The sequence below is a fragment of the Microcystis sp. LE19-10.1B genome, assembly GCF_027530565.1.
GTDB classification, from domain to species: domain Bacteria; phylum Cyanobacteriota; class Cyanobacteriia; order Cyanobacteriales; family Microcystaceae; genus Microcystis; species Microcystis aeruginosa.
On sequence record NZ_JAPZQM010000168.1, the window covers coordinates 1 to 11939 of the forward strand.

The following is an 11939-nucleotide window of genomic DNA, read 5'->3' on the forward strand; positions in this document are numbered from 1 at the left end:
TGTCAGTCTGTAGAGCGACCATAAGACCAGAACAGAGTAAATCTGTTAAGGCAGGTGCGAAACCCCGCAAGGGAAAGAAGCAGAAACCTAAATCGTGAGGTTTGGGAATCGCCGTCCGTTTTACGGCGGCGAGGATGTCAATAATGGAAGGCTATCAACTCACGGTTCAAGTATTTGAAGAAGGCAGCGTAGAAATCCGTAAAGTAAGTGCCGTCTAACACTGCGTTGGAGCCGACTTCACCAAAAATACCGACAAAAATTACGGGTGATCTGCCGCCGCACAACTTCACCGTTATACTGAATCGGTTTTTAATAGCATGATTAACTGCCAATCCAACTTGAAAAACCCGCTCCCTTCTCCCCCACTGCTGTAACAAAAAACAACTATCCCCCGATAGCGATCGCTAAAGGTCGAATAATTGTAAATTTTTGTCAATGGGTGCGGTCAGATCGAAGAATCATCGCTAGAATGAGCCTAATTGTCAGGAATTTAGTTAAACAAGGTTTTTGGCAATATGCTAATCTGGCTAACACGCTTTTGGGCGTGATATGGGAAAAAGTTCTGGCAATCGCACCTAAATGGAGTGATATACCGAAAGTTGAACCATATCGTTGCCTCAGAGAGTTTTATGCAGAAAGTTGACCTATAATATGTAGTTGGGCTGCTTCGTTTTTTGATTGTGGCTGTCCTTGAAGATGATTTGTTAGAACCACAAAGTTTTCGTTATTGAGATTTTTTATGCAATCCGGTCTCCGCAGTGGAAAGCTTACAAAATGGAAAGATGAGCGTGGATTTGGTTTTATTCAACCCGTTGATGGGAGTCAAGAAGTTTTTTTGCATATTTCTGAAGTTAAAGATGCAACCCGTCGTCCACAAGAAAACGACACGATTTATTACCACTGCATAGTTGACTCAGATGGCAAAGTTCGAGCTTACAACGCATTTATTCTGGGAGCAAGAAACAAGTCAGAACCTTCAAGTAGTCGAACTAAACCCTCTGATGCCATCATTTCAAGCTTTCCGATAGTTGAGGTAGTTCTGTTGTCGCTTCTGCCTTTGTTTGGAGCTATTCATTTTACATGGACGACACGCAATCCCATTCCACTGATTCTTTATCCCGTAATGAGTTTAGTGACTTACGCTCTATACGCAGATGATAAATCTCGTGCTAAACGAAAGGATTGGCGAACTTCTGAACAAACGCTACATCTGTGTGAACTTGCAGGTGGATGGTTGGGCGGGTTTATTGCCCAGCGAATATTGCGCCATAAAGGTCAGAAAAAGTCTTATCAAGTCACTTTTTGGGCGATCGTGATCCTTCATTATGTTGTATGGCTGTTTTGGCTGTTTTCGGGAGGAACGCTATGAGGTATTGCGATTCTAAAAGCATCAGTGCGATGCCGAAGGCACTGCGTAGCAGTACGCATCTCTTGTAGGGTGCGTTCCCTAATGCAAGTCCCACTGCTCCAGCGATCGATTTTTGGGGAACGCACCATGCCCATTGATTGAAGTTGTGGGTTTAAGTGTGGTGTGGGCTAATCTGACTAACAGGCTTTTGGACGTGATATAAAGATAGTATGGGTGACGGTTTATCTGATGACGGAAAATGGATATGTGGAGGATGTCTTTCAAGCATTGCTTACCCCCGCTAAAGGTTAAAATGATCATGAAGAAATAGAATTACTTTAATGAAACTAGATCGTATTACGAGCAATCCAAACCGTATGAATGGGCAACCCTGCATCCGTAATCTTCGCCTTACGGTTCGTCGAGTGATTGAGCTACTGGCAACTTATCCCGATCGAGCAGAATTACATCAAGAGTTTCCGGAACTGGAGGATGAAGATATTCGACAAGCCCTAATTTTTGCCTCTTCTTACTTGGATGATCGCATCATTGAACTTCCTAATCGCTATGAAGCTGTTGCTTGATCAGGGACTACCGCTTTCTGCGGCAACTTTATGCTGACAAGAATATTTCACGTACAAGGTTGGGTTGACGACTGTTACCCAACACCCTCAGAACCAAGATTAAATGCGGTAGGATAGGCATTGGATAGATTTTCTAGATTGCCGTGAGCGAAACCGTCTATATTGAAACCAGTATCTTAGGCTATCTTACTGCTCGACCCAGCAGAGATATTGTTGTGGCCGCAAATATTGAGGTGACGAAGGAGTGGTGGAATACACGTCGCGGCGATTTTCAACTTTACTCATCCCAAGCGGTCGTGAAAGAAACCTCACAAGGTGATGTTGTGATCGCATCTCAACGACTATAAATCCTTGCTAATCTATCTTTACTCGACTTGAACCAAGCTGTGCTAGATTTAGCAGAGCAATTTTTGGAACGCAGCAACCTTCCCGCAAAAGCTGATATTGATGCTGTTCATATCGCCGCCGCAACCGTTCACGGCATGGATTACCTGCTCACCTGGAATTGCAAGCACATCGCCAATGCTCAAATTCAGGGAAAGTTGGCAGAGATCAGCCTTGATTTTGGCTACGAGTTGCCAATTCTTTGTACACCCTATGAACTTCTCGGAGGTTGATTATGTTTCAGGATGAGATTGTGGAAGAGATCCACAGAATTCGTGAAGAGTACTCTCGGTCATTCAATCATGACTTGAAAGCCATCTTTGCTGATTTGCAAAAGCAACAAGCTGAAAGTGGCAGAGAAGTTGTAACCTTATCTCGAAAACACGGTCTAACAACACGTTGGAGCGGACGAGCGAGAGATATTGATAGTGGTGCAAAGGATATTAGCCGCCGCTCAACTTAGCCGTTATACTGAATCGGTTTTTAATAGCATGATTAACTGCCAATCCAACTTGAAAAACCTGCTCCCTTCTCCCCACTGCTGTAACAAAAAACAACTATCCCCCGATAGCGATCGCTAAAAGTCGAATAATTATAAATTTCTGTCAAGGGGTGCGGTCAGACATAGGAATCATCGCTAGAATGAGCCTAATTGTCAGGAATTTAGTTAAACAAGGTTTTTGGCAATATGCTAATCTGGCTAACAGGCTTTTGGGGGTGATATAGGGAAAACTTCTGGCGATTGCGCCTAAATGGAGTGATATACAGAAGGTTGACCCATATCGTTACTTTCAAGAGTGTTATACGGAAAGTTTCTGTATAATCTCTAGTTATAAATCACCATGAACCAGCAACTCATCAAAAAACTTGCAGATCAGCTTAAGAGTTCCGCTGAGGGCGCCTTACCGCCAGGTAAGGAATCTGAATTTCTCGGCTTTCAAATCCACGATGGTGTTGCTTACAGATTAACGAATGAAGCTGCCAGAACTTTTAACGAGGTAGTATCAAAGCTTCTTAGTCAAAAGCATTTTTCAAAAAAGTTCTCATCTAAATACATCGAAAAGAAGCTAAAAACTGTCTTTGCGGAATTACTCTCTAATCCAAATTGTGATCTTGAAAAGAAAATTAGCGATCTAGGAGACGAACTATCTAGCTTTGATCAGAACAACATTGTTTTTCTTAAAATCGAAGGAATAGTGTTGTCTGCTTGCTTAACTATAGGAAAGGTTCGCTTTGTCCCAGGCGACGAATTCCTGATACAAGATATCAACGATAAATTCAGCGCAATCATTAAAACATCAAAAAATGATGAAGAATCCAAGAAAAGATTCAAGGAACTAATCGAACAAGGAAGTAGAAGCGAATTTCAAGGTGGATGTGTTGGTGTTGTTGAAGTAAATGCCGAACCAGTTAGAGCTTTCGAATACGCTAAAGAAGAAGTCCGTAGAGCAATCGACCTTCTTAGATTCTCAACGAAGGCAATTTATCCTTTATCTGAGGACATTCGCATCGGTCTAAAAGGAGATCACCCAAAAACCCAAAAGCAAGGATTTATCGTCTCAGAAACCGGCTTTAACACGCTGGGTGACTCTGTTGGCTCTGTTCGGCCATTTGAGATTAACGAAGATGCAATTCGAAGAATGGATGAAATTGGCGTTTTTCTGGTCTCAGATGCCTTATCGAAAACACAAACTAATAATCTGGAAGAGGCTTTGATTAGAGCCATTCATTGGTTTTCTGTTGCAATTACACAGAATGAATCTAGCAATTCATTTCTATTTCTAATAGTTGCATTGGAGTCACTATTCAAAGCAGAAAGAGGTAATTCAATCGCAGGTACTATAGCCGAATCTGTGGCTTTTATTATGGCCGACAATCTCGAAGGAAGAAAGCAATTAATATCAATTGTTCGGGATTACTATGGAAAAAGAAGTGGTGTCGCCCATGGAGGCAATAAGTCTATATCTGATTCAGAGCTATTCACCCTCATCAATATAGTACGTACTACACTTATGGTTGTCATTGAAAAGCTAAAAGAGTTCAGCTCTCAAAAAGAATTAATGGGTTGGATTGAGGAGATGAAACTAAAGTGATTTATAACAAGGCGCTGCACTCGGACAAAATAAAGCTGCGCTCGTTCCTCGCTACGCTTTATTTTGCCGGTGAGCTTGGGCGTTAGGCATAGCGAATAAATCCTCATTATAAACGTGCGAGGTTTAGTGCGATCGCCGATCTGGTAGGGTGCGTTCCCTAATGCAAGTCCCACTGCTCCAGCGATCGATTTTGGGGAACGCACCATGCCCATTGATTGAAGCTGTGGGTTTAAGTGCGATGCCGCTCTTGTAGGCCCAGTTGGAGAATGTTAGCGAAGATTCCCGATGTTTAGGTTAAAATAGAGGGCAAAAGTTGCCACAGGGTCAAGCCAATGACAGTTCGACAACCCCGCTACAGCAAAGAAGAATTCGCTCGACGTGGTAATGAGATTTATGAATCTCAGGTACGTTCTCAAGTGGAGGAGGGAAATCAGGGGAGAATTGTGGCGATCGACATCGAAACTGGAGCGTTTGAGCTTGCCGACGATACGATTACTGCTACCGATCATCTCTATGAGCGTGTCCCTGATGCTCAACCTTGGGTGATTCGGATTGGACATAGAGCCGTCTTCCGTTTTGGCAGTCGCAGCCAGAGAAAGCCCGTATGATGTGTGGGGATGGGTCTTTTGTATGGCTTTAAACTTCAGATTGAGGCAGTGGAAGGTGGGCGCGTTACAATTGAGGCGCTATGACTCAGCCAAAGTTATCGGTGAAGACGGTCTAACTTTACCGTTATACTGAATCGGTTTTTAATAGCATGATTAACCCCCAATCCAACTTGAAAAACCCGCTCCCTTCTCCCCGCCCTCCTATACCTTTTAAACAGGATTTAGTATGACTATCTAGGGTTTGCTGAATAAGTACGGGCGAAGCATTCGGATAGAAAATCTACGTTTTCACCGATAGGTTATTGCCCGAATGCTTCGCCCCTACAGGACGCGGGCCGATGAAGACGCAAGGTTTTGAACGACGATTCTCTCAAAATCTTGCACCTGTTTCGCGAGAAAAGCTCCAAAACCCTTACTTTGCCTACATTTCAAATTTATTCAGCAAACCCTATCTAAATTACTGGTTAAGACTGTCTATGAGCAGGGAGCAGGGAGAAAAAACCTGACTCCCGATGACTGAAAGCTGATCACTGACAAAACCTATCCCAAAACGATCAAATCGCGCAGGGATTGAATTTCCTCGGTTTGTAAACGCGCTCCAAAAGTAGAAACCACCCGGGCAGCCGCTAGAGAAGCGAGATTTCCCGCCCCTTTGTAACCCATACCGTGGGTAATACCGTAGAGAAAAGCCCCCGCGTACATATCCCCCGCACCGACGGTATCGATCGCCTGTACGGGATGGGGGTCAATTTCCAGGAGATTTTCGCCATCATAGATCAAAGAACCATTGGCACCCCGGGTGATAGCGAATCCTTTAGCAATGGTTTTAAAATAGGCGATCGCTGACTCGATTTCCTCGCTGCCAGAAATAGTCAAAGCTTCCGACTCATTAGCGAAAACGAAATCTAACCCCGTTCCGATCATTTCCAGTAATCCCTCCCGGAAGAAGATCGCCATATTGGGATCCGACAGGGATAAAGCGGTTTTGACTCCAGCAGCCTGAGCAATTTCTCGCCCTTTAATAGCGGCAGCTTTGGCAGTGGGAGAGGTGACGAGATAACCTTCGAGATAGAGATAATCGGCATTAACGATCGCTGAAGGGACTAATTCTCGTTCGGAAATTTCCCCGGTGATGCCGAGAAAAGTATTCATGGTGCGATCGGCATCGGGAGTGACGAAAACTAGACATTTTCCCGTGATTCCCACCTCTTTTTCGCCGCCGTGTTCATTGGTATGCAAACCACAGGCGCGCAGATCTTGCAGATAAAACTTACCTAATTCGTCATTGCCCACTTTACAGGAATAGAAACCTCTACCCCCCAACTGAGCGATCGCTACTAGGGTATTCGCCGCCGATCCGCCACCGCTGCGTTTACAATCAAGAGCCAATTTTTCCATCAACTGGGTTTGACGATTTTCGTCCACCAGCGTCATCACTCCTTTATCGATGCCCAATTCTTGCAGTAATTCAGGAGAGACTTGAAATTCCATATCGACGAGCGCGTTACCGATCCCATAAACGTTGTATTGTTTGCCCATAATTTAGTCGATCGCCTAAAAATACTTTGTTATTGATAGTAGGGAAATAAGGAGCAAAAAGCTAGGGGCTTTTTTCAGCCAGAGAATACCATAATCAAAAATAATGGGTGTGCTAGTCTCACACCCCCAGTAATTTTTGTTAAGTTTTGTTTAACTAAGCAACCTTAAGCCTCATCGTAGGCTTCTAGATCCAACAGATAAAGATAAGGTTCGGCTAATTCCTGCCTTTGAAAAGCGATCGCTCGCAACAGATGCCAATCCCGCAAAGCCTCGAAGGGGTTACTATACTCATCTTTTTCTAGTCGTTCGGCCAAAGAAGCAATATCAGCGGCGGTATACTTGGCAATATCTTGATCAGTGAAGCTTATAACTGTCATTTCTGCACCTCCCTCGACCTTTGTTCTATTTCTAGCCTAACATATATTCTGAGTTGAAAAAATGCCTTCCCCGCCAAGTTAAGAACTGTAAATGGAAGGGTAAGCTAAACGGCTTTTACTTCGGATCACCGATATAGACTCCAAAAGGGTTATAGCTATTGGATCATGCAGGTTAAGCGCCGTTTAGCTTAATTGTGGTACAATTCCAGCAAAAAAGCTATTTTTGATTGATCTTCTATGAAAACAGCCCTCATTACCGGTGCTTCCACTGGTATCGGTGTCGTCTTTGCCCGTCAACTTGCCCAACGGCAAATGGAGCTAATTTTAGTCGCTAGATCCAGAGATAAACTAGAACAATTAGCGGCGGAATTGGGGGAACAATACGGGGTAAAAGTGACAGTTATCGTTCAAGATCTGACCGTTGCCGGGGCGGGAAAGCTAGTATATGATACGGTGAACCAAAAAGGAATCAACGTCGATTTACTGGTAAATAATGCTGGTTTTGGTGATTATGGCGCTTTTAGCGAGCGGGATTTAGCCCGACAGTTAGAAATGATCCAGTTAAATAATCTGGTATTGGTGGAATTAAGCCACTATTTTCTCCGTCCCATGCTTGCCGGCACTGGGGGGGCAATTATCAATGTTGCTTCCATTGCCGGGTTTCAACCGCTGCCCTATCTTTCCGTCTATGCGGCGACAAAAGCCTTTGTCCTCAGCTTTAGCGAGTCTCTCTGGGCAGAAAATAAAGACAAAGGCGTTGAAATCCTCGCTCTTTGCCCCGGTCCGACGGAATCGAATTTTTTTGAGGTGGCCCGATTTCCCAGTGCCTTTATGGGCAAAAACGGCCGGTTAGATTCGGCGGAAGTGGTGGTACAAGAGGCTTTAACCGCCTTGGCAAATAAGCACCCCAACGTGGTAGCCGGTAAATTGGCTAATAAAATTATCGTCAATCTGCCCCGTTTTTTACCTAGAAGTTGGATCGTGTCTTTGCTAGAAAAGCAATTCAAGCTCTAACTAGGGTCTGCTGAAAAAGTTTGTTGGTGGGGGCAGGGTGTGGGGTGTGGGGTGTGGGGTGTAGGGTTTTACCGATTTTGAGGTAGTCAGTTACCTAAAATTCAGGGAAAAAGTCCCTGAATTTTACCCCCGATCACTCTAATGGTCGGCACTTTTTGAAAGAAAAAAAGTCTAAAAGCCTTATCCAACAAGGTTTTTAGATTTATTCAGCAAACTATAACTAGAATAAAGGCTCTTCTCGACTTTGTGTGATAATTTTTGCTTATGAAATCGTGAAATGTTTACTGGGAAAGACTTTTAGGACTATTTGGTTAAATAAACTATCAGTATAGACCTCGTTTCCACACAGAAACCAGAAGAGCCGAATAAAGCGAATTAGAGCAATTGCTGATAGGATTTTAAGGGAATACCTGTACGGTTTCTCACTTCAATGGCCGAACGATAGACACCGTTTTTTTCTCTTTCGGCGACAATTTTATCAGCCACGGAAAAGTCAAGACCAAGATTGACTAATTCCGCAACGGAGTAGTAGTTTAAACAACGCCAAGAAACGTCAACTTCTTGGCGAATATCGTAGGCAAAGATAACTAAAGGTTCTAATTTTTTCAGATAATTTTCTGGTAAACCAGCTAGGAAGTGTAATTCTTCTAAATGGGTAAAAATATGTCCTTCGTTACGGACAGAAACGATATCATTGGCATAGACAATCGGCAACCCTAATTTATAAACCAGATCGTTGGTGGAACAACTGTTAATATCAATTTTTTCGAGAGGAGAGAATGACTGTCTAGAATTGGTTCTATTTGCCGAAGCTATTGGATGGGAATTAAGCTGTTGACGGATGTATAAACCCAGTCCGATTTGGGCAAACCAAATTACGATAAAAGACTCTTGTGTAAGGAAAATAAGGGAGATAATTGTCAAGGCAATGCCGACAGATAACCAACTTTGGTTATTGTTTTTTTTGCCAGCATTAGCAATGGCAAGTCCCCCGAAAACTGGGACTAAAGACAGCCAGATCCATTCGGAAGATTCGGGAGGGCGAGGAGAGAGATTAGACATATTTTTTTAAAGAGAATCTAAATATTTTCTGCGTTTTTCTTCGTATTCTTCAGCAGTAATAATTCCCTGATCGTAAAGTTTTTTAAGCTGGAGTAAAGTAGCGGTTTTTTGCTGGGCTGATTCCGGCAGTCCTCGCTCTGTATTGCTGGGGAGATAGTTAGGATTGTATTTAGCATCAAAAGCTTGATCTGACATGATGATTAAACCAATAAATTCAAAAAAAGCAATGATGCCAGGGATAAAAGTCCAGAAGAAAAGTAGATAGAGAACACCTGCCAAATTCTCCCCTAGATAAAACTTATGGATGCCAAGATAACCAAGAAAAAAGGCTAGTAAAGCCGCTATAGTTCTATTTCTCATAATTTTTGAGATTTCCCTAATTTAGCCAAAAGAAAGTATAAAACCACGATGCCTGTCTGTAATTCCAAGAGAGTAATATAACCCTTAACTAGATAATTTAATTCTAGGGAGGAATTAAAGGCAAAAACTAGCACACCCAAGACTAAAAAAGGCAGTAAACGCCAGCCAGACTTGGGTATTTTTATTCCCGTACTGTTAACCTGATTCATGGGCTAATTCTCTAGGTTGGTCTTTTTCGGTGATAGTCGCAAAATCGGGCTTTGTCAAGGGGTGGTTTGATTAACTTTTAGCATCTCAACGAGGATATTATGGGCATCCTTGGCTGATTCTAGGGTGCGCTCAAAAGGTATTCTAATTGTTTGACTCTCCCCTAATTTTTCTACGGCTAAATCCATGCCTTCGGGATCGATGGAGAGCATTTGAGCGGTTTCTGCATCGGTAATATTACCGTAAACTTGAGCGTAGAAAAGCACGGCCTCACCGTGATCTTTGTTCATGTGTTTACAGATGCGATCGCTAATGGCGGGAGTGATAGTTTCAGACATAATATTCCCGAAAAAAATCGATAATAAGGTGGGGACGGATAAAAGCCAGTTCAAATGGGGGGATATTAGCTAGGGTAGCGTAATTAATCGCTAATTGCCAGATAATTTGGGCGTGAGGATGGCGGGTATCAATAATAAGTTTAATATTATTTTCTTGACAAAAAGCTTTAATTGTGCATTGATCTAATTGTCCCACTTATGGTCAATCGGGATAGAGAGTAAGCTCCAGGGCTGCCCGTGCAGTTAAATTGCCTGTTGAGATGAGACAAGAGGCAACAGTAAAGGGATGGGAGAGACTCAGCTAATCTAAGGATAGGGGGTTAAAATGCCTCTTAGCTTAAAACCCCACACTCTGTCCCCACCAACAAACTTTTTCAGTACACCCTATATATTTTATCGTTCACAACCGACAACAGAAGCGGTGTAGGTATTACCAATGTGCTGAATACCATTGACAAAAAGATTGACTAGAAAAGGTTGATCATTTGCCCGTACTGTGGCAGTAATTGTTAAGGGTTTATCGGGTTCGATTCGTACTCCATTAGTATTAAAAAATTCCTCGTTAGTTTGATCGCTATACTTGAGAAACAGCCGGATATCAAAGGAAGCAGCCTGGGGGACAGAAACCGTAACGATAAACCTCTGAAAACTTCTACCCCCCGGAACTGCCCAATCGGTATTCCAATTATTACGAGTTATCGTGACACCGAAAGGACCTGGAACAGTGGGTTGTGAGACAGTTTTCGTAACTTCACTACCTTCACCGCCTAATAGAGAAAGTGGCCGACAATTTTGCGCCGCTGCCGGTAGATGTAAGCTTAATAATACCGCCGATAGACCTAAGTAGAAAAGCACGGCATCACCGTGATCTTTGTTCCTGTGTTTACAGATGCGATCGCTAATGGCGGGAGTGATAGTTTCAGACATAAGATTCTGGAAAAAAATCGATGATAAGGTGGGGACGGATAAAAGCCAGTTCTAAATCGAGGCCAATGGGGGGGGATATTAGTTATAGTAGCCTAATTAATCGCTAATTGCCAGATAATTTGAGCTTGGGGATGGCAGACATCATTAACGAAGGCAGGGGGCGGTCGGCCGTTTTTGTAACGGGGATTTATGCCCCGCTCCCAAAACTTTTCGCCTTAAGGCGAGGTTTTAGACCCGATTTTTTCGATAACAGAGTTTACCCACAGATGGTGGAATTAAACCGATGCTCTGGGGTTGACCCTTCGGCTTCGCTCAGGGTCATTGATATTCTGGTCGGATTTCATCCCCCGCAAAGGTGAGTATCTTGTCGAAAAATCTAGCGGGGGCATTCATTCGACATTTTAGGTAAGATCCAGGGCTGCCCGCGCAGTTAAATTGCTTGTTTAGATGAAACAAGAGGCAACAGTAAAGGGATGGGGAGAGATTCAGCTAATCGGATAGGCGATTAAAATGCCTCTTAGCTTAAAACCCCACACCCGTTCGGACCTCGGCGTGAGACTTCGGTGTGAGACTTCGGCGTGAGCTTTTGTCGAACGCTCAGTAGTTGGCGTTGTCAGATCAGAATATGAAAGATGCAATGCAATCCTTGCTATCAAAGTAATTTCAGTTCCGGTGCTGATTCGGATCATCTTTCAATTTGACAACGCCTTTCCACCTCTTCGACCCCATCTTGCTCCCAAAAATGAGCGGACGATGAGTTAAGACTCTTCCTCACTCTTGATGGCAGGACAAATTGACATCCTCGCCGCCGTAAAACGGACGGCGATTCCCAAACCTCACGATTTGGGTTTCTGCTTGGGGTCCCGAAGGATTTTTCGCACCTGCCTTAACAGATTTACTCTGTTCTGGTCTTATGGTCGCTCTACAGACTGACACCGCAAGCCCTGCGGCCAAAATATTTGGCTCTTCGGTTTGTGTTATGCAATGGACGGGGGTTATAAGGGATGGAACCCTTATAGAGAAAGGCATTTAGCGATTTTTGTCAATTGTTTTTGCTCTAGAGCGAACTAATCAATTAAGTCTCTTGCCAGATAAGGA

At 43.4% G+C, this 11939-nt stretch carries 15 protein-coding genes and 2 pseudogenes; 8 read left to right on the plus strand and 9 right to left on the minus strand.

The features are described 5' to 3' along the window. Positions 1-469: 469 nt before the first annotated feature. The 7 genes and pseudogenes from O9332_RS05880 to O9332_RS05910 all read left to right on the plus strand — a co-directional run bounded on the left by O9332_RS05880 (position 470) and on the right by O9332_RS05910 (position 5017). Positions 470-643, plus strand: a complete 174-nt coding sequence (locus O9332_RS05880; protein ID WP_228051281.1) for a hypothetical protein — start codon at positions 470-472, stop codon at positions 641-643. Between the two features lie 96 nt (positions 644-739). Continuing rightward, the gene (locus O9332_RS05885) at positions 740-1369 is read left to right on the plus strand and encodes a DUF1294 domain-containing protein (RefSeq protein ID WP_002761869.1); all 630 of its coding nucleotides are present in this window, start codon (positions 740-742) and stop codon (positions 1367-1369) included. Positions 1370-1689: 320 nt separating this feature from the next. After that, entirely contained in the window at positions 1690-1932 is a 243-nt protein-coding gene (locus O9332_RS05890; protein ID WP_002761871.1) for a DUF433 domain-containing protein, read from the plus strand. A 143-nt stretch (positions 1933-2075) separates the two neighbouring features. Further along, positions 2076-2549, plus strand: a pseudogene (locus tag O9332_RS05895) (type II toxin-antitoxin system VapC family toxin). 2 nt (positions 2550-2551) lie between these two features. Then, positions 2552-2779, plus strand: a complete 228-nt coding sequence (locus O9332_RS05900; protein WP_002790010.1) for a hypothetical protein — start codon at positions 2552-2554, stop codon at positions 2777-2779. A gap of 379 nt (positions 2780-3158) precedes the next feature. Further along, positions 3159-4409 (plus strand): HEPN domain-containing protein, encoded by a 1251-nt coding sequence (locus O9332_RS05905; protein WP_002761880.1) that lies wholly within the window; start codon positions 3159-3161, stop codon positions 4407-4409. A gap of 332 nt (positions 4410-4741) precedes the next feature. Then, positions 4742-5017: a hypothetical protein gene (locus O9332_RS05910; RefSeq protein WP_002734346.1), complete on the plus strand. Its 276-nt coding sequence runs from the start codon at positions 4742-4744 to the stop codon at positions 5015-5017. Positions 5018-5557: 540 nt separating this feature from the next. On the opposite strand, the gene O9332_RS05915 is transcribed toward O9332_RS05910, so the two are convergent. After that, positions 5558-6556 (minus strand): adenosine kinase, encoded by a 999-nt coding sequence (locus O9332_RS05915; protein ID WP_002761882.1) that lies wholly within the window; start codon positions 6554-6556, stop codon positions 5558-5560. 164 nt (positions 6557-6720) lie between these two features. Continuing rightward, positions 6721-6933: a protein IsiD gene (gene isiD, locus O9332_RS05920; protein ID WP_002732311.1), complete on the minus strand. Its 213-nt coding sequence runs from the start codon at positions 6931-6933 to the stop codon at positions 6721-6723. Between the two features lie 237 nt (positions 6934-7170). Here isiD and O9332_RS05925 point away from each other — a divergent pair, with 237 nt between their 5' ends. Then, positions 7171-7947: an SDR family NAD(P)-dependent oxidoreductase gene (locus tag O9332_RS05925; protein ID WP_002761884.1), complete on the plus strand. Its 777-nt coding sequence runs from the start codon at positions 7171-7173 to the stop codon at positions 7945-7947. Positions 7948-8322: 375 nt separating this feature from the next. On the opposite strand, the gene O9332_RS05930 is transcribed toward O9332_RS05925, so the two are convergent. From O9332_RS05930 to O9332_RS05960, 7 genes and pseudogenes are all read right to left on the minus strand, one after another. Beyond that, a complete protein-coding gene (locus O9332_RS05930) occupies positions 8323-9009 on the minus strand; it encodes a helix-hairpin-helix domain-containing protein (RefSeq protein ID WP_288024231.1) in 687 nt (228 codons plus the stop codon). Positions 9010-9015: 6 nt separating this feature from the next. Continuing rightward, the gene (locus O9332_RS05935; RefSeq protein ID WP_002761886.1) at positions 9016-9369 is read right to left on the minus strand and encodes an NINE protein; all 354 of its coding nucleotides are present in this window, start codon (positions 9367-9369) and stop codon (positions 9016-9018) included. Further along, complete coding sequence (locus O9332_RS05940) at positions 9366-9578, minus strand: hypothetical protein (protein ID WP_002761887.1); 213 nt, start codon at positions 9576-9578, stop codon at positions 9366-9368. Before O9332_RS05940 ends, O9332_RS05935 begins: the two co-directional genes overlap by 4 nt. A 54-nt stretch (positions 9579-9632) precedes the next feature. Beyond that, positions 9633-9914 carry a DUF2470 domain-containing protein gene (locus O9332_RS05945; protein ID WP_002761888.1) on the minus strand — a complete coding sequence of 94 codons (282 nt, stop codon included), beginning with the start codon at positions 9912-9914 and terminating at the stop codon, positions 9633-9635. Further along, positions 9907-10110, minus strand: a complete 204-nt coding sequence (locus O9332_RS05950; protein WP_288024236.1) for a precorrin-6A/cobalt-precorrin-6A reductase — start codon at positions 10108-10110, stop codon at positions 9907-9909. The genes O9332_RS05945 and O9332_RS05950 overlap by 8 nt, the downstream gene beginning before the upstream one ends. A gap of 197 nt (positions 10111-10307) precedes the next feature. Next, positions 10308-10841 (minus strand): hypothetical protein, encoded by a 534-nt coding sequence (locus O9332_RS05955; protein ID WP_002761892.1) that lies wholly within the window; start codon positions 10839-10841, stop codon positions 10308-10310. Between the two features lie 836 nt (positions 10842-11677). Further along, positions 11678-11801 (minus strand): annotated as a pseudogene (locus O9332_RS05960) (RNA-guided endonuclease TnpB family protein); the annotation flags it as partial. Positions 11802-11939 lie beyond the last annotated feature (138 nt).